We start from the raw sequence: 15,580 nt of genomic DNA, 5'->3' as shown, positions 1-15,580 counted from the left end.
GCGGGGGCGGTTAGCGTGGCGGCGGTGCAGGAGGAGCCCGGGCAGCAGCAGCGTCAGGTCCGGGCGCTCGTCGGCCTGGTCGGCGCGACCGCGCTGGTGTACCCGCTGCTGCTGTGCGCGGTGCGGCTGACCTTCGCCCAGCTCCTCGTCGTCGACGTGGCCGGCACGCTGCTCTGGCTGACCGCCGGCATCGGCTGCAGCGTGGCGGCGGTCGCCGCGCTGCGCTGGGGCGTCGACCGCCCCGTCCGCAGCCCGTGGCTGCTCGCCGGCCTGCTCCCACCGGCGGCCTTCGAGGCCTGGCTGCTGTGGCCGCTGCTCGCCGGGTGACCGACCTCCCGACCTGCACCGCTCGCCGGCTCGCGCAGGGACTCTGCAGGGAGGCCGTTCCCTCACCGCACCGGTCGGGCAGGATGGCGGTGTGACGACGTCCTCGCCCCAGACCCGCCCCGGCACGCTCGTGCTGCTCCGCCACGGCGAGAGCGAGTGGAACAAGGCCAACCTGTTCACCGGCTGGGTGGACGTGCCGCTGTCGGAGAAGGGCCGCGGCGAGGCCGCCCGCGGTGGTGAGCTCCTCGCCGAGCACGGTCTGCTGCCGCACGTCGTGCACACCTCGGTGCTCAAGCGGGCGATCAGCACCGCCGAGCTGGCGCTGGCGGCCGCGGACCGGCAGTGGATCCCGGTCAAGCGGTCGTGGCGGCTCAACGAGCGGCACTACGGCGCGCTGCAGGGCAAGGACAAGGCCGCCACGCTCGCCGAGTACGGCGAGGAGCAGTTCACCACCTGGCGGCGCTCCTACAGCACCCCGCCGCCGCCCATCGAGGCCGGCAGCGAGTACTCCCAGGACGGCGACGCCCGCTACGCGGTGCTGCCGCCGGAGGTGCGCCCGCAGACCGAGTGCCTGGCCGACGTCGTCGTCCGGATGCTGCCGTACTGGTACGACGAGATCGTGCCGGACCTGCGCGCCGGCCTGACCGTGCTCGTCGCCGCCCACGGCAACAGCCTGCGGGCCCTGGTGAAGCACCTGGACGGCATGGGGGAGGACGAGGTCGTCGGGCTCAACATCCCGACCGGCGTCCCGCTGCGCTACGACCTGGACGACGACCTGCGCCCGACCAAGCCCGGCGGCGAGTACCTCGACCCCGAGGCCGCGGCCGCGGCCATCGAGGCCGTCAAGAACCAGGGGAAGAAGTAGTCGAAGGACCCCGTCCCCCTCACCCCTCGCACGCTCGGGGCGAGCCTCCGGACGGGGCCGTTCAACGGGTCAGTTGGCCGTGGCGTGCATCTCGCGCTCGCCGGTGACCAGGTAGACGACCCGGCGGGCGACGCTGACCGCGTGGTCGGCGAAGCGCTCGTAGTAGCGGCCGAGCAGGGTGATGTCGATGGCCGCCTCCATGCCGTGCGGCCAGTCCTTGCTGAGCAGCTCGCTGAACAGCTGCCGGTGCAGCTGGTCCATCAGGTCGTCCTCGGCCTCCAGTGCCGCGGCGGCCTCGACGTCGAGCTTGGCGATGACCGTGGCCGTCTGGCTGACCAGGCTCTCGGCGACGTGGCCGGCCTCGAGGAAGATCGGCCGCAGCTCCTGCGGGACGGCGTGCTCCGGGAAGCGCATCCGGGCCAGCTTGGCCACGTGGACGGCGAGATCGCCCATCCGCTCGAGGTCGCTGATGATCCGCATGGCCGCGGTGATGGTGCGCAGGTCCGTGGCGACCGGCGCCTGCCGGGCCAGCATGTTGAAGCAGCGCTGCTCGATGCTCTCCCGCGTGGCGTCGATGCGGTCGTCGCCCTCGATGACCAGGTTGGCGAGCTCGATGTCGGCGTCCAGCAGCGCGGTCGTCGCCTTGCTCATGGCCGACCCGACCGAGTTCGCCATCTCGACCAGGCAGGTGTTGATGTCGTCGAGTTCCTCGTGGTAGTGCTGGCGCACCGTCGTCCTCCTCGTCGGCCGGGCCGTCCCTGGCTCGACACTCCGGGTACCCGCGTCTCGAGGACCCAACGTTCTCAGGACCACGAGGGTAGGTGCGTCCGTCGACCCTTCCCGTGCCAGGCGGTGAACGGGCGGGCACGGGAACGTGAACAGTGCCCGTTCGGCGTGCCGCGGTCACCCACACGGGGGATCCGGCCCGATGGGAGCGGCCTAGCATCGCCCCCGTGAGCCCGTCGGTAGCCCTGCTGGCCGGCTTCGTCGTCGGCGTGGTCGGCGGCGTGCTGATCGCGGCCCTGCTCCGGCGGCGACCGCGGCCGGTCGTCGACCAGGCGGTGCCGGCCGACGGCTCGGCCCCCGAGGCGGTCCTGTCCCGCCGGCTGCTCGACCTCATCGACCCCGCCGTCGTCCTGCTCGACCCCGACGACGTGGTGCTGCTGGCCAACCCGGCCGCGCGCGGCCTGGGCATCGTCCGCGACACCCGGCTGCTGGTCCCCGAGCTGCTGGAGCTCGCCCGCACGGCGCGGGACGGCGGACGGCGGCGTGCCGAGGTGTCGCTCCCCGCGTCGGTCGTGGGGGGCGGCCCGCGGCAGGTGGGTGTGCTCGGCGTCCGGCTGGAGGGCGGGCCGGGCCCGGGGACCGCCCCGGTGGCGCTGGTGCTGCAGGACCTGACCGAGGCCCGCCGGGTCGAGGCGGTCCGGCGCGACTTCGTCGCCAACGTCGGCCACGAGCTGAAGACGCCCGTCGGAGCGCTGTCGCTGCTCGCCGAGGCCGTCGAGGACGCCGCCGACGACCCCGAGACGGTGCGCCGTTTCGCCAGCCGGATGACCCACGAGGCCGACCGGCTGTCCCGCCTGGTCCGCGAGCTCATCGACCTGTCCCGGCTGCAGGGCGGCGAACCGCTGCCCGAGCTGGTGCCGGTGGAGGTCGACACGGTCATCGCCGAGGCGGTGGACCGCACCAAGCTCGCCGCGAGCGCCAAGCAGGTCACCATCGTCGCCGGCGGAGAGCGCGGTCTGGTCGTCCGCGGTGTGGAGTCCCAGCTGGCCACCGCGGTGACCAACCTGCTGGCCAACGCCGTGACCTACAGCCCGGACCAGACCCGGATCGCGGTCGGCGCCCGCGCCCGCGCCGGCTTCGCGGAGATCACGGTGACCGACAGCGGCATCGGCATCCCGCGCGAGGACCGCTCGCGGGTCTTCGAGCGCTTCTACCGCGTCGACCAGTCACGGGCCAGCCGCACCGGCGGCACCGGCCTGGGGCTGGCCATCGTCAAGCACGTGGCCACCAACCACGGCGGCTCGGTCAGCGTCTGGAGCGAGGAGGGCCTCGGGTCCACCTTCACGCTGCGCATCCCGCTGGCCGCCGCCGACCGCGCGGCCACCGACACCGGATCCGCCGGCGACGAGCCGGCCGATCACGACCTCGCAGGCGGCCCGCCCGCCGCTGACGCCCCGAAGGGACGGTCATGACCCGAGTGCTGGTCGTGGAGGACGAGGAGTCCTTCTCCGACGCGCTGTCCTACATGCTGCGGAAGGAGGGGTTCGACGCGGTCGTGGCCACCACCGGTCCCGAGGCGCTGGCCGAGTTCGACCGCGGCGGTGCCGACGTCGTGCTCCTCGACCTCATGCTGCCCGGGCTGCCCGGCACCGAGGTCTGCCGGGCGCTGCGCTCCCGCAGCGGCGTCCCGATCATCATGCTGACCGCCAAGGACGCCGAGGTGGACAAGGTCGTCGGCCTGGAACTGGGCGCGGACGACTACGTGACCAAGCCCTACTCGGCGCGCGAGCTGGTGGCCCGGATCCGCGCGGTGCTGCGCCGCCGCGGCGACGTCGAGGCACCGGCCGAGTCCACGCTGGAGGCCGGACCGGTGCGCATGGACGTCGAGCGGCACGTCGTCTCGGTGGACGGCGAGCCGATCGCCCTGCCGCTCAAGGAGTTCGACCTGCTGGAGTTGCTGCTGCGCAACGCCGGGCGGGTGCTCACCCGGGTCCAGCTCATCGACCGGGTGTGGGGGTCGGACTACGTCGGCGACACCAAGACCCTCGACGTCCACGTCAAGCGACTGCGGGCCAAGATCGAGCCCGACCCGGCCAACCCCAAGTACCTCGTCACCGTCCGCGGCCTGGGCTACAAGCTCGAGGCCTGAAGGACCCCGTCCTCCCCACCCTTCGCCGGCTCAGGGCGGGGCCCGGGACGGGGCCACACGGTCGGCTGATCGGCCTCCACCGCCGCCAGGTGCCGTCCCCGGCCGGCGCTGAGCCCCTCCTGCCCCTCCTCGCGGCGGCCTCCGGCCCCTCCTCGTCGAGGCACCTCGCAGGGCGGCTCGCGCCGGCAGCTGCGGCCGGTCACCGCGGCCAGGTGCGGCCGGGGCTACTGGCCCCGGCCGGTCTCGTCCTGCAGCTCGTCGATCTTGCGCGAGGCGTCGGCCTTGGTGATGTCGTCGGGCACCTCCTCGCCGGCCTCGCGGGCCAGCGTGTGCAGGTAGCTCTTCTGCGCACCGGTGGCCGGCTCGTCCCCGGTCACCCAGTCCGACGGGTCCTTCTCGGCGCTGCGGTCGTCGTTGGCAGTCGGTTCGCTCATGTGTTCGAGTCTATGCGGGTGTGAGCTCCGGCGCAGGTCGAGCGGCGGCGGCCGGCCGGCGGGCGGCCCAGCGGCGTCCGGTGCGGTAGACGTGCACGCTGCCGCACGGGCACTCCACGTGCAGCGCGATGTGCGTCGGGTGGTTGACCACCGAGCGGATGCGCCGGTCGGCGACCAGCTCGTCGGTCCTCGTCACGGGGCAGGTGATCAGCAACATGTGGTGAGCCTGCTCCCGGCCGGCCGGGTCGACGAGTGGCAGGAGTGACCCACGTCGCAACTTTCCTGCCATACTCCGGCCATGGCAGGAACCGGTCGCCCGCTGACCGTCAGCGTCGTCGTCGCCGACGGTCTGGTCGGCAGCTTCGGGCTCGGGGTGTGTGCCGAGGTCTTCGGCTACGACCGCCGCGCCATGGGGCTGCCCCGCTTCGACTTCGCGCTGGTCAGCGAGGCGCCCGGGGTGCTGCGCACCGACACCGGCATCCCGATCACGGTGGAGCACGGCCTCGAGCGGCTGGCCGACTCCGACATCGTCTCGATCACGGCGTGGGAGCTGTTCGACCGCGTGCCCTCGCCGGCGTTGCTCGACGCCCTGCGCGCGGCCCACGCGCGAGGCGCCACGATCATCAGCCAGTGCACGGGCGCCTTCGTGCTCGCCGAGGCCGGGCTGCTCGACGGCAGGCGCGTCACCACGCACTGGAAGTACGCCGGGGAGCTGGCCGCCCGCTTCCCCGCCGTCCAGGTCGACCCCTCGGTGCTCTACGTCGACAACGGCCGGATCATCACCGGCGCCGGGACGGCGGCCGGCGTGGACACCCTGCTGTACCTGGTGCGCCGCGAGTGGGGCGCGGCCGCGGCGAACGCGCTGGCCCGGGAGATGGTGGTGCCGCCGCACCGCGACGGCGGTCAGGCGCAGTTCATCGACACCCCCGTCGCCGAGTGCGAGGACGACCTGCTCGGCGCCGTCCTGGAGTGGGCCCAGCACCACCTCGCCGACGACATCCGCGTCGACGTCCTGGCCCGCCGCGCTCTCATGAGCCCGCGCACCTTCGCGCGGCGGTTCAAGGCCACCACCGGGACGACGCCGCACGCCTGGCTGCTCGCCCAGCGGCTGGCCGCCGCCGAGGCGCTGCTGGAGGACAGTGACGCGCCGGTCGAGGAGATCGCCCGGCTGGTCGGTTTCGGCACCGCGGCCGGCTTCCGGGAGCAGTTCACCCGCCGTCGCGGGGTGTCGCCACGGGCCTACCGGCAGACGTTCCGCCGCGCGGTGCAGGCGGCGGAGGGCGACCGGGCGGCGTGACGGCCGGATCCTCGGTGGGGGAGCGGCCGCGGGCCTCGGTCCGACGCAGCGCCCAGGTGTCGATCCCGCAGCCCCGGTGGGTCGCGGTGCCCTGACCTGCCGAGCGGACGCGCGTCCGGACGGCCGGGGCGCGCCCACGTGGACGTGCAACTCCGGAGTTGCGGCTCAGTGAAGTATGTGCAACTCTCTGGTTGCACGGGGCGACGGAGAGGGAGACCATCGATGAGCGAAGACCGGATCGAACGAGAGACCCTGATCGCCGCACCACTGGAGCGTGTCTGGTCGCTGGTGACCCGGCCCGGGTTCTGGGTGGCCGAGGAGGCCGACCTGGCCGGCACCGAGGCGAGGGAGGGGGAGTCGATGGTCGCGACGAACGCGCAGTACGGCGACTTCCCGGTGCGCGTGGAGAAGGTGGAACCGCCGACGTACGTGGCGTACCGCTGGGCGAGCGCGTTCCCCGGACAGGAGCTCCGGGCGGACAACAGCACGCTCGTCGAGTTCACGTTGACCCCGGAGGGCGACAAGACGCGGCTCCGGGTCGTCGAGAGCGGGTTCGCTGCGCTGGCCGCGTCCGAGGAGCTCCGCCGCCGAGCGCTCGAGGACAACGCCGGCGGCTGGCCCCAGGTGCTCGACGCGCTCAGGGCGCGCGCCGAGTAGTCATCGCATGACCGGCGAACGGCGCGACGCCGGCACGGCCGTCGACGGCGTCATCGCCGCGCTCGCCGACCCGACGCGACGAGAGCTGCTGGACCTGCTCGCCGCGCGCGGCGAGGCCACCGCCACCACGCTGGCCGAACGACTCCCGGTCTCCCGGCAGGCCGTGGTCAAGCACCTCGCCGTCCTGGACGCCGCCGGGCTCGTGTCCGGCAGCCGGGTCGGACGCGAGGTGCGGTACTCCGTCCGGCCGGCGGCGCTGGACGCGACGGCGCGCTGGATGGCCGCGCTCGCCGGCGACTGGGACCGCCGACTGGCGACCGTCAAGCGCGCCGCCGAGGCGCCGGAACGGGATCCGGGCTGAGGGTCCGTCGGCCGCGACCGGACCACCGGATCGGCGCTGTGGCACGACCTGACCCCATCGACGGAACACGACCGAGCGGACGTACGCCATGGACACGACAGGACTGCGCAGCGCCTACGACCGACTGCTCGACGCAGCCGCCCACCCCGACCTCGGCGACGCCGACGACGGAGGGTGGGACGCCGACCAGGTCCTGGCGCACGTCCTCAGCGTCGATGCGGGCATCGCGGCGGTCGCACTGGGAGTCGCCTCCGGCTCGCGGCCGACCTTCGACAACCGGATGTCCCTCGACCCGTGGAACCTCCGCCGGATCATCGGCGAGCACCGGGGCAGGCCGGACCTGATCCGGCACGTCCGGGACCAGGGGGCCGTCCTGTGCGACGTCGCCGACCAGCTGAGCGATGAGGCGACCTCGGTGCTCGTGCCGTCGCTGCTGCTCTCGAACGGCGCGGTGCTGGTCGACCAGCCGGTGCCGCTGGCCGGCCTCGTCGACGGCCTCGCCGGGGACCACCTGCCCAGGCACACGCAGCAGCTCCTCGACCTCCGCGTCGCCGTGCCGGGCCGACCGGCCGGATGACACGCAGGAGAGGCCGCGGTCGGGCCGGACGACCTGTTCCGAGGCGGCTCGCGCCTCGAGGGGGCGTCCCCGCGGGAACGCCGCCGGCCCGCATCCCCCCGGGAACGGGTCGGCTAGCTGTTCGGGATGGGGCGGGCGACGCCGACCAGTGAGTCCAGCCGCCCGGCGTTGGCCGGCGCCAGCGGGCTGCGCACCACCCGGGTGAGCGCCAGCCCGGCGCGGGCCAGCAGCAGCGCGTGGGTGCGCGGGGTGAAGTGCCAGATGTGCTCGGTCGGCTTGAGCGTCCACCAGCGGGTGCCGAGCAGCCGCGCGGGCAGCGAGGAGACGTAGGGCGTCGAGAACAGCACGACGCCGTCGTCGGCGACCAGCGAGCGCACCGACCGCCAGAACGACAGCGGGTCGGGCACGTGCTCGACGGTGTCCCAGGCGCAGACGACGTCGAAGCCGGCCTCCAGCGGCGCATCCTCGAGCTGACCGCAGAAGACGTCCAGGCCCAGGGTGTCCTGCGCGTGCTTCGCGCCGGTGCGGGAGAGCTCGACGCCCGACGTCGTCCAGCCGGCGGACCGCGCCGCGGCGAGGAACAGGCCGTAGCCGGCGCCGACCTCGAGCAGCCGCCCGCCCGCCGGGGCGCCGCGCTCGCGGTCGACGAGCGCGAGCCGGCCCGCGGTCCAGGTGCGCTGCAGCAGCATCGCGGGGGACAGCCGCCCCTCGGCGGACGGGGCGCCGCCGCCGTCGTCGGAGTCGGCGGCCCTGCGGGACACGGCGGTGCCGTAGACCCCGCCCTCGAAGTAGCCCGCGTCGTCGTAGAGCCGCTGCAGGGCCTCGGGGCGCAGCCGCGGGCTGACGAACACCAGCTCGCACTGCGGGCAGCGGACCACCCCGAAGGGGGCGAGGTCGTGCACCAGCGTGCCGGGCACCCGGCACAGGCAGCAGACGACGTCCTCGGTGTCCCCGGCCGTCCAGCGCGCGAGCTCTGTCACCGGGTCAGCCTACGGAGCGGCCCGCCCGTTCCGCGGCGGCGGTGGACCCCGCGCCCGGCGTCGCGGGCCCGGCCGGAGCCTCGGCGCTCCCGGCGCCCGGGTACCGGGTGGCCACCAGGGTGGCCAGCCGCCGGCGGACGACGGGGGAGACCAGCCCGCCACCCGTGGCGGGGTCCAGCAACTCGCCGGGGACGACGACGTAGCGGTCCGGGGCGGCCTCGGCCAGGCCGAGGAACGCGCGGCGCACCGCCTCCGGGTCCGCTCCGGAGGGTGCGGCGGTGACCGGTGAGTCGACGACGACGGTGAGGTCGGGGAGCAGCCCGCGGGTGGCCCAGAGCGACGTCCGGAAGATGCGGTCGCCGTCGAGGCCCTGCCCGGCGCCGTGGAAGGCGATCGAGGTGTCGACGTAGTGGGTGTTGACCACCACCCGCCGGTCCTCGAGGGCCGGGCGGATCACGGTGGCGACGTGCTGGGCGCGGTCGGCGGCGGCCAGCAGCGCGGCGGTGTGCGCGCCGATCGGGCTGCCGCTGTCGTCGACCGGCCCCGGCCGGGTGCTGCCCGGGTCCGGTGGGGACGGGAACAGCAGGCCGCGGACCTGCCGGCCCAGCTGGGTGTCGCTCGGCTCGGAGGTCACCTCGACCGGGCGGCCGCTCTCCTCCCGCAGGACCCGGGCGAGGTCGGCGGCGTAGCGCTGGGTGAGCTCGCGGTCGGCCCCCTCGACCACGACGAACAGCCCGACCCCGCTGGAGGCCGCCGAGAACAGGTCGGAGCGGCCCCACAGCAGCTTCAGCACGTCGCGCACGCGGGTGCGGGACCGGGCCGGCACCACCTGCCGGGTGGCGTAGGCGCTGACCAGCAGGGCGATGACGCCGCCGACCAGCAGGGTCAGGCCCGGGCCGGTGAGGGTGAGCACCAGGTCGCCCAGGCGGACGTCGTGGGTGCCCAGCAGCCCGGCCAGCCCCGGGCCGACCGCCACCGCGAGCAGCAGGACGACGCGCACCGAGGAGATGACGAAGGCGAAGACGCGGCCGCGCAGCCGGTCCTCCACCTCGTAGCCGATCAGCGTGTAGCCGATGATCCAGCTGACGCCGGCGAACAGGCCCACGCAGAACGCCGCGGCGGTGGCCAGCACGAAGTCGCGCAGCACCGACATCACCAGCAGCGCGATCCCGGCCAGGCCGATGGCGTGGGTGAAGACGCTGCGCCGCGGCACCGTGGGCAGGATCCGCGGGCCGGCCAGCATGCCGATGGCCAGGCCGGTGAAGACCACGCCGAACACCACCGAGTACCCGGCGGCACCGGCGCGCAGCGTGGCCACGTAGAGCTGGGCGACGCCGACGGTCAGCCCGCCCGCGCCGAACGCGCCGATGACGCCGACGTAGAGCGCCCGCATGAACGGCTGGCCGCGCAGGAAGGACACGCCCTCCACGACCAGCGAGAACACGTTGCGCTGCCCGCCGTCCCGGTCGACCGGGGTGCCCGGGATGAGCCGCCGGGAGAACAGCACGGTCACGGCGCTGACCCCGAAGCTGCCGGCGTTGAACACCAGCGCCACGACGATCGCCGTCTGCGCCTCGTTGCCGTCGCCCTCGCCGACCAGCCGGCTGGCCGTCGACAGCAGCGCGAACACCAGGGCGGCGACCGGGACGGCGCCGTAGACGGAGAACAGCGACACCTGGTTGGCCACGGCCAGCCGCTCGCGGGGCACGATCGACACCCACATCGCCTGCTTGGCGGGGTTGGTGAACAACCCGACCGCCTCGACGAGGAACTGGGCGACGTAGAGCCAGGTCAGCTCGTAGGTGACCGCGATGGAGAGGTAGAGCGCCAGCGCCAGCAGCTCGCCGACGACGACCGTCGTCCGCCGGTCCAGCTTGTCGGCCAGCGCCCCGGCCAGCGGGCCCAGCAGCAGGTCGGGGAGCAGCCGGGTGAGGATGACGCCGGAGATGGCGGCGCCCTGCACCGCGAGGGACTCGTCGCGGGTGAGCTGCTGGGCCATCGCCGTGGTGGCGAGCAGACCCAGCCAGTCACCGAGGCTGGAGACGGTGATCGCGGCCCACAGCCGGCGGAACACCGGGATGCGGACCAGGGCGAGGAAGGCGTTGTCGGGCCGCGCGGCTCCGTCCGCGGTCCGTCCCCCGGCCGGGGGACCGCCCGCCGTCGCGCGCTCCTCGGTCACAGTCCCCGCCGTCCGCTCGTCGTCCCGTCCGGGGAAGGGTAGTGGCGCGCGGTGACCGCCCGGTGCTCCTGCACCCCCGGACGGGTGTCCGATCAGGGACGACGGCGGTGCAGCGTCACCGGCACGGGTGGCGGGCTGGCCGGGTGCGGGGCGACCAGGCCACGGTCGAGCCGCTCCTCGGTCAGCCGGCGCAGCTCCGTGTAGGCCGCCGTCCCCAGGAGGGCGGTGAGCTCCCCGGCGTAGGTGACCACCAGCGGCTCGGCGGAGACGTGCGCGGCCGGGGAGCCGGTGCACCACCAGTGCAGGTCGTGCCCGCCCGGGCCCCACCCGCGGCGGTCGAACTCGCCGATGCTCGACACCAGGACCTTCGTGCCGTCGGGGCGCTCGACCTGCTCCTGCTCCCGCCGCACCGGCAGCTGCCAGCACACGTCGGGCTTGGTGAGCAGCGGGTGCAGGTCCTCCCGCAGCGCCATCCGGTGCAGCGCGCAGCCGGTGCCGCCGGCGAAACCGGGCCGGTTGAGGAAGACGCAGGCACCGTCGACCAGCCGGGTGCGCAGCGAGCGGACGCCGCCGTCCTCGTCGCTGTCGTCCTCCTCGGTCCAGGCGCCGCGGCCGACGGGGGCGAGCTGCCAGTCCTCGTCGGTGAGGTCGCCGACCGCGGCGGTGACGCGGGCGAGGTCGTCCTCGTCGGCGAAGAAGGCGCCGTGGGAGCAGCAGCCGTCGTCCGGGCGGCCCTCGACGACGCCGGCGCAGCCCCGCCCGAAGACGCAGGTCCAGGCCGACGCGAGCCAGGTCAGGTCGGCCCGGACGACGTGCCCGGCATCGGCCGGGTCGGGGAACTCGACCCACTCCCGGGCGAAGTCCAGCGGCACCTCGGGCGGGACGTCGTGCACCGCCCCAGCCTAGGTGGCCCCGGGCCGCCCACCGGATCAACCTGCGCGGACGCCGACCGGCAGACTGACCGCATGAGGCTCGGGGTGCTGGACGTCGGCTCGAACACCGTGCACCTGCTCGTGGTCGACGCCCACCGCGGTGCCCATCCCACGCCGCAGCACGACGACCGGTGGCTGCTGCGGCTGGCCGAGCACGTCGGCGACGACGACCTGCTGTCCAAGGACGGCGAGAAGGCGCTGCTCAAGGCGGTGCGCAAGGCGTGCGAGCAGGCCGAGAAGCAGGGCTGCGACGAGGTGCTGGCCCTGGTCACCTCCGCCATCCGCGAGGCCCGCAACGGCCTGGAGGTGCTGGAGCGGGTCCGGGAGCGGACCGGCGTGCAGCTGCACGTGACCAGCGGCGAGGAGGAGGCGCGGCTGACCTTCCTCGCCGTCCGCCGGTGGTTCGGGTGGAGCGCCGGGCGGCTGCTCGTGCTCGACATCGGCGGCGGGTCGCTGGAGCTGGCCAGCGGGCTCGACGAGGACCCCGACGTCGCCCTGTCGCTCCCGCTCGGGGCCGGCCGGATGACCAGGCGCTTCCTGCCCGCGGCGCGCACCGGCGGGCGCCCGGACCTGGAGGCCCTCGCCGAGCTGGACGAGCACGCCGCGGACCTGCTGAAGCCGGCGGCGAAGAAGCTGCTCGGCGGCGGGCCGCCGGACCTCGTGGCCGCCACCTCCAAGACCTTCCGGACCCTGGCCCGGCTCACCGGCGCCGCGCCGTACTCGGCGGGGCTGCGGGCGCCCCGGCAGCTGACCCTCGACGGGCTCGGGCAGCTGCTGGGCTTCGTCGCCCGCATCGAGTCCTCGGCGCTGGCCGAGCTGCAGGGCGTGTCGCCCGACCGCGCGCACCAGATCCCCGGGGGCGCCGTCGTGGCGCGGGCCGCGATGCGGGCGCTGGACGTACCGTCCGTCCGGATCTGCCCGTGGGCGCTGCGGGAGGGCGTCATCCTCCGGCGACTGGACTCGTTGGAGGACGAGAGATGAGCACTCCGCCCGGCAGCCGCGGCGAGGGGCGCCGCGACCCGGAGACCGGCGGCCGGCCGCTGGCCGACATCCTGCGCGAGGCGGGGGTCGAGTCGCCGACCCGCGGCCGGCGCCGCCGGGGCGACGAGCTGGAGGACACCGGCGTCCGGCAGCGCGGCACGGGCGACACCGGCCGCGTGGCCGATCGGCCGGAGTTCGGACGGCGGGCCAGCGACCGCGCCGGGGACACCGGCCCGCACACCCCGGTCCCCGACCGCCGGGCCCGCCGGGCGCCCGAGCCCTCGACCGCGGCGATCCCCGGCCTGCGCCCCTCCCGCAAGCCCGGAGTCCCCGGTGCGGCCGCCGCGTCCGGTGACGCCCCGCCGGAGCGCCGGTCCCGGGAGGGGACGGCGCGCGAGCGGGCGCCCCGGGAGCGGGCACCCCGCGCCGATGCGGCGTCGACCGACGCCGGGCCCCGGACCGGCCCGATCCCCGTCGTCCGCACCGACGACCCGCCGTTGCTCGGGGACGAGGGCCTGGCACCTCGCGAGGGCGCCCTCGCCTGGCTGCGCTTCGGCGGCGAGCTGGTCCTCGCGCTGGCCGCCGGCGTCGGCATCTACTTCCTGTTCACCGTGCTGTGGCAGCAGCTGCCCTACCTGGCGGTGCTGCTGGCCCCGCTCGCCGTCGCCGGGCTGGTCGGTGGCGTGTCGGCGTGGCGGCAGCGCCAGGACCGGGAGCCGGCCGGCGTGCGCCTGGTGACGGTCCTCGTCTTCGCCGGGACGCTGCTCACCATCGCGCCCGCCGCCGGCCTGCTCTCCACGGGCTGAGACAGGACCCCTCTGCCCCCGTCACTCGCAGGCTCGCGGTGGGGCCCTGCAGAGGGGCCACCCGCGTCAGTTCTCCTCGTCCTCCGCTGTGTCCGCCGCGGCGAACTGCTCGACGATCGCGGCGCCGAACGCGTCGAGGTCGTCGGGCTTGCGGCTGGTGACCAGGTTGCCGTCGACGACGACCTCCTCGTCGACCCACGTCGCGCCGGCGTTGCGCAGGTCGGTCTGCAGCGACGGCCAGGAGGTCATCCGGCGCCCGCGGACGACGTCGGCCTCGGCCAGCACCCAGGGGGCGTGGCAGATCGCGGCCACCGGCTTGCCCGCCTCGAAGAACGCCTTGACGAAGGCCACCGCGTCGGCGTCGGCGCGCACGAAGTCGCCGTTGATGACGCCGCCGGGGAGCACCAGCGCGCCGTAGTCGTCGGGGTCGGCCGAGCCGACCACCGCGTCGACCTTCCTGCTGCCGCCCTTGTCGATGTGGTCGTAGGCGGTGATCTCCCCGGCCTCGAGCGACACGAGCTCCGGCAGCGCGCCGGCCTCCTCGAGCGCCTGCCACGGCCGGTCGAGCTCGACCTGCTCGACGCCGTCGGTCGCGAGGACCGCCACCCTCATCCCGTCCAGTTCTCCTGCCATGTGGCGGCGGCTACCCCGCCCCGGCGAGGACACACCCGCCGAGCACTAGGTTCGGGCCGTGCGCGCGCAGATCACACCCCCGTGCGCCGCCTGCTCGGCGCCGCGGCGACCGGGGTGGCCCGCAGGGCGGCCGGCGCCGGGCTGGGGGTGGCGCTCGAGGGCACCCCTGCCGCGGTGGACGACCTGGCCGCGGCCGTCGGCACCACCGACCCGCGGCTGGTCGCCATCGCGGGCGAGCGTGCCGCCTGGAGCGACCGGGACCCCGACAGCTGGGAGTACGTCATGCCGTGGCAGGTCCGCAGGGAGCAGCAGCGCCGGCTGGTGGCCGGCGGGTACCGGGTGCGGGTCGTCCTGCGCTCGGGAGGCAGGTCGTGAGCGCCGGCGGCCGGTCCGGGCTGGCCATCGTCGGCGGCGGGAAGATCGGCGAGGCGCTGCTCTCAGGGCTCGTCCGCCGCAGCGGGCCGGAGGGGATCGTGGTCTGCGAGCGCCACCCCGAGCGGGCGGCCGAGCTGGCCTCGCGGTACGGCGTCCCGGTGGTGGGCCTGGCCGAGGCCGCCGCGCGGGCGCGGGTGCTGCTGCTCGCGGTCAAGCCGCAGGACATCGGCACGCTGCTCGGGCTGCTGGCGGGTTCGGTGGACGCCGGACACATGGTCGTGTCGGTGGCGGCCGGGGTCCCCACCTCGACGATCGAGGCGGCGCTGCCCGACGGGGTCCCCGTCGTCCGGGTCATGCCGAACACCCCGGCGCTGGTCGACGAGGGGATGAGCGTGCTGTCGGCCGGGGCGCACGCCGACGAAGGGCACCTCGACGAGGCGGAGGCGCTGCTGGCCGCCGTGGGTCGGGTGCGGCGGGTGCCGGAGGCCCAGCAGGACGCCGTCACGGCGCTGTCGGGCAGCGGGCCGGCCTACTTCTTCTACCTGGTGGAGGCGATGGTCGACGCCGGGATCCTGCTGGGCCTGCCGCGGGACCTGGCCGCCGACCTGATCGTGCAGACCGCGCTGGGCTCGGCGGTCATGCTGCGGGACTCCGGCGAGCACCCGGTCCAGCTGCGCGAGGCGGTCACCAGCCCCGGCGGGACGACGATCGCGGCCATCCGGGAGCTGGAGCGGCACAGCGTCCGGGCGGCGCTCATCGCGGCGATCGAGGCGGCGCACGCTCGCTCGGTGGAACTGGGGCGGGCCGCGCAGGACCGGTGACGGTATCGCGACGGAGCGTCGACGTATCGACTTTCCGTGACCGATTCGGGACGTGTCGTCCACGACGCGCCCGACGACATGTCGACGAGGGCCTTTAGGTACAGATCTGCCCAGGACGGACCGTTCCCCCTGTTCGTTTCTTCCATCGCTTCTGTCACGCAGGTCCCCCTACTCTCTGTATCAGCACGTGCGTGCCCCGTAGTCGGTGGGGAAGCCGACGCCCGACGCGTGCTAGGTCCGGAGATGAAGAGATGACCATGCAGCAGCGCACGATCCCCGCCGCCGCCTACGCCCGCCCGGGCGTCCCCGGCCCGCGCCCCGTCGGCCGGCCGATCCAGGCCGCCACGATGGCCCGCCCGGTCCCGCCGCAGCACCCGGCCGCCATGCCCGTCGGCCGCCCGCCGGTCCCCGCCCCCCGCGCCGCCGTCACCTTCCTGACGGTCGCCGAGGTCGCCAGCATGATGCGCGTCTCGAAGATGA

The 15,580-nt window shown here is 74.9% G+C and carries 20 protein-coding genes; 13 read left to right on the top strand and 7 right to left on the bottom strand.

Going from position 1 to position 15,580, the window contains the following annotated elements; genetic code table 11:
- Positions 1-24: 24 nt before the first annotated feature.
- Both BLR12_RS09195 and BLR12_RS09190 read left to right on the top strand, forming a co-directional pair.
- Positions 25-327, top strand: coding sequence for a hypothetical protein (locus tag BLR12_RS09195; protein WP_143018745.1), 303 nt, complete (start codon positions 25-27; stop codon positions 325-327).
- 91 nt (positions 328-418) lie between these two features.
- Complete coding sequence (locus tag BLR12_RS09190; protein WP_091376735.1) at positions 419-1,192, top strand: phosphoglyceromutase; 774 nt, start codon at positions 419-421, stop codon at positions 1,190-1,192.
- A gap of 69 nt (positions 1,193-1,261) precedes the next feature.
- Here BLR12_RS09190 and phoU read toward each other — a convergent pair whose 3' ends face one another.
- Positions 1,262-1,921, bottom strand: a complete 660-nt coding sequence (phoU, locus tag BLR12_RS09185) for a phosphate signaling complex protein PhoU (protein ID WP_091376732.1) — start codon at positions 1,919-1,921, stop codon at positions 1,262-1,264.
- A 224-nt stretch (positions 1,922-2,145) separates the two neighbouring features.
- Here phoU and BLR12_RS09180 point away from each other — a divergent pair, with 224 nt between their 5' ends.
- Together BLR12_RS09180 and BLR12_RS09175 are read left to right on the top strand one after the other, a co-directional pair.
- Positions 2,146-3,390: a sensor histidine kinase gene (locus BLR12_RS09180; RefSeq protein WP_091376729.1), complete on the top strand. Its 1,245-nt coding sequence runs from the start codon at positions 2,146-2,148 to the stop codon at positions 3,388-3,390.
- Complete coding sequence (locus BLR12_RS09175) at positions 3,387-4,067, top strand: response regulator transcription factor (protein WP_091376726.1); 681 nt, start codon at positions 3,387-3,389, stop codon at positions 4,065-4,067. Before BLR12_RS09180 ends, BLR12_RS09175 begins: the two co-directional genes overlap by 4 nt.
- Positions 4,068-4,291: 224 nt before the next feature.
- Here BLR12_RS09175 and BLR12_RS09170 read toward each other — a convergent pair whose 3' ends face one another.
- Together BLR12_RS09170 and BLR12_RS09165 are read right to left on the bottom strand one after the other, a co-directional pair.
- Positions 4,292-4,501 carry a DUF3072 domain-containing protein gene (locus BLR12_RS09170; protein ID WP_012950573.1) on the bottom strand — a complete coding sequence of 70 codons (210 nt, stop codon included), beginning with the start codon at positions 4,499-4,501 and terminating at the stop codon, positions 4,292-4,294.
- Positions 4,502-4,511: 10 nt separating this feature from the next.
- Complete coding sequence (locus BLR12_RS09165) at positions 4,512-4,718, bottom strand: hypothetical protein (RefSeq protein WP_091376724.1); 207 nt, start codon at positions 4,716-4,718, stop codon at positions 4,512-4,514.
- 81 nt (positions 4,719-4,799) lie between these two features.
- Here BLR12_RS09165 and BLR12_RS09160 point away from each other — a divergent pair, with 81 nt between their 5' ends.
- The 4 genes from BLR12_RS09160 to BLR12_RS09145 all read left to right on the top strand — a co-directional run bounded on the left by BLR12_RS09160 (position 4,800) and on the right by BLR12_RS09145 (position 7,393).
- Positions 4,800-5,798, top strand: coding sequence for a helix-turn-helix domain-containing protein (locus tag BLR12_RS09160; RefSeq protein ID WP_091376722.1), 999 nt, complete (start codon positions 4,800-4,802; stop codon positions 5,796-5,798).
- Positions 5,799-6,020: 222 nt separating this feature from the next.
- Complete coding sequence (locus BLR12_RS09155) at positions 6,021-6,455, top strand: SRPBCC domain-containing protein (RefSeq protein WP_091376720.1); 435 nt, start codon at positions 6,021-6,023, stop codon at positions 6,453-6,455.
- A 7-nt stretch (positions 6,456-6,462) separates the two neighbouring features.
- Positions 6,463-6,816, top strand: a complete 354-nt coding sequence (locus BLR12_RS09150) for an ArsR/SmtB family transcription factor (RefSeq protein WP_091376717.1) — start codon at positions 6,463-6,465, stop codon at positions 6,814-6,816.
- 88 nt (positions 6,817-6,904) lie between these two features.
- The gene (locus tag BLR12_RS09145) at positions 6,905-7,393 is read left to right on the top strand and encodes a hypothetical protein (RefSeq protein WP_091376715.1); all 489 of its coding nucleotides are present in this window, start codon (positions 6,905-6,907) and stop codon (positions 7,391-7,393) included.
- 113 nt (positions 7,394-7,506) lie between these two features.
- On the opposite strand, the gene BLR12_RS09140 is transcribed toward BLR12_RS09145, so the two are convergent.
- From BLR12_RS09140 to BLR12_RS09130, 3 genes are all read right to left on the bottom strand, one after another.
- Positions 7,507-8,373 carry a class I SAM-dependent methyltransferase gene (locus tag BLR12_RS09140; protein WP_091376712.1) on the bottom strand — a complete coding sequence of 289 codons (867 nt, stop codon included), beginning with the start codon at positions 8,371-8,373 and terminating at the stop codon, positions 7,507-7,509.
- A gap of 4 nt (positions 8,374-8,377) precedes the next feature.
- Positions 8,378-10,552, bottom strand: a complete 2,175-nt coding sequence (locus tag BLR12_RS09135) for a bifunctional MFS transporter/dTMP kinase (RefSeq protein WP_176832439.1) — start codon at positions 10,550-10,552, stop codon at positions 8,378-8,380.
- A gap of 92 nt (positions 10,553-10,644) precedes the next feature.
- The gene (locus BLR12_RS09130; protein ID WP_091378353.1) at positions 10,645-11,445 is read right to left on the bottom strand and encodes a DUF3109 family protein; all 801 of its coding nucleotides are present in this window, start codon (positions 11,443-11,445) and stop codon (positions 10,645-10,647) included.
- Positions 11,446-11,517: 72 nt separating this feature from the next.
- On the opposite strand from BLR12_RS09130, the gene BLR12_RS09125 reads away from it, so the two are divergent.
- Both BLR12_RS09125 and BLR12_RS09120 read left to right on the top strand, forming a co-directional pair.
- Positions 11,518-12,465, top strand: a complete 948-nt coding sequence (locus BLR12_RS09125; protein WP_091376708.1) for a Ppx/GppA family phosphatase — start codon at positions 11,518-11,520, stop codon at positions 12,463-12,465.
- Entirely contained in the window at positions 12,462-13,271 is an 810-nt protein-coding gene (locus BLR12_RS09120; protein WP_091376705.1) for a hypothetical protein, read from the top strand. Before BLR12_RS09125 ends, BLR12_RS09120 begins: the two co-directional genes overlap by 4 nt.
- Before the next feature lie 66 nt (positions 13,272-13,337).
- Here the strand turns inward: BLR12_RS09120 and BLR12_RS09115 are convergent, their stop codons facing one another.
- Positions 13,338-13,883, bottom strand: a complete 546-nt coding sequence (locus BLR12_RS09115; protein ID WP_255363395.1) for a type 1 glutamine amidotransferase domain-containing protein — start codon at positions 13,881-13,883, stop codon at positions 13,338-13,340.
- 102 nt (positions 13,884-13,985) lie between these two features.
- Here BLR12_RS09115 and BLR12_RS09110 point away from each other — a divergent pair, with 102 nt between their 5' ends.
- The 3 genes from BLR12_RS09110 to BLR12_RS09100 form a co-directional block, all read left to right on the top strand.
- The gene (locus BLR12_RS09110; RefSeq protein WP_091376700.1) at positions 13,986-14,279 is read left to right on the top strand and encodes a hypothetical protein; all 294 of its coding nucleotides are present in this window, start codon (positions 13,986-13,988) and stop codon (positions 14,277-14,279) included.
- Positions 14,276-15,100 (top strand): pyrroline-5-carboxylate reductase, encoded by an 825-nt coding sequence (gene proC / locus BLR12_RS09105; protein WP_091376698.1) that lies wholly within the window; start codon positions 14,276-14,278, stop codon positions 15,098-15,100. Before BLR12_RS09110 ends, proC begins: the two co-directional genes overlap by 4 nt.
- A gap of 251 nt (positions 15,101-15,351) precedes the next feature.
- A partial coding sequence (locus tag BLR12_RS09100; protein WP_255363394.1) for an excisionase occupies positions 15,352-15,580 on the top strand: 229 nt, incomplete at its 3' end.

Source organism: Geodermatophilus sp. DSM 45219 (assembly GCF_900104025.1).
Classification (GTDB): domain Bacteria; phylum Actinomycetota; class Actinomycetes; order Mycobacteriales; family Geodermatophilaceae; genus Geodermatophilus.
This window is presented reverse-complemented; position numbering and strand designations above follow the sequence as displayed.

Excerpts from the sequence above, each read along its gene's own strand:
- BLR12_RS09175 (WP_091376726.1), top strand. The coding sequence starts at position 3,387 with ATGACCCGAGTGCTGGTCGTGGAGGACGAGGAGTCCTTCTCCGACGCG.
- BLR12_RS09170 (WP_012950573.1), bottom strand. The coding sequence starts at position 4,501 with ATGAGCGAACCGACTGCCAACGACGACCGCAGCGCCGAGAAGGACCCG.
- BLR12_RS09165 (WP_091376724.1), bottom strand. The coding sequence starts at position 4,718 with ATGTTGCTGATCACCTGCCCCGTGACGAGGACCGACGAGCTGGTCGCC.
- BLR12_RS09160 (WP_091376722.1), top strand. The coding sequence starts at position 4,800 with ATGGCAGGAACCGGTCGCCCGCTGACCGTCAGCGTCGTCGTCGCCGAC.
- BLR12_RS09155 (WP_091376720.1), top strand. The coding sequence starts at position 6,021 with ATGAGCGAAGACCGGATCGAACGAGAGACCCTGATCGCCGCACCACTG.
- BLR12_RS09150 (WP_091376717.1), top strand. The coding sequence starts at position 6,463 with ATGACCGGCGAACGGCGCGACGCCGGCACGGCCGTCGACGGCGTCATC.
- BLR12_RS09145 (WP_091376715.1), top strand. The coding sequence starts at position 6,905 with ATGGACACGACAGGACTGCGCAGCGCCTACGACCGACTGCTCGACGCA.
- BLR12_RS09125 (WP_091376708.1), top strand. The coding sequence starts at position 11,518 with ATGAGGCTCGGGGTGCTGGACGTCGGCTCGAACACCGTGCACCTGCTC.
- BLR12_RS09120 (WP_091376705.1), top strand. The coding sequence starts at position 12,462 with ATGAGCACTCCGCCCGGCAGCCGCGGCGAGGGGCGCCGCGACCCGGAG.
- BLR12_RS09115 (WP_255363395.1), bottom strand. The coding sequence starts at position 13,883 with ATGAGGGTGGCGGTCCTCGCGACCGACGGCGTCGAGCAGGTCGAGCTC.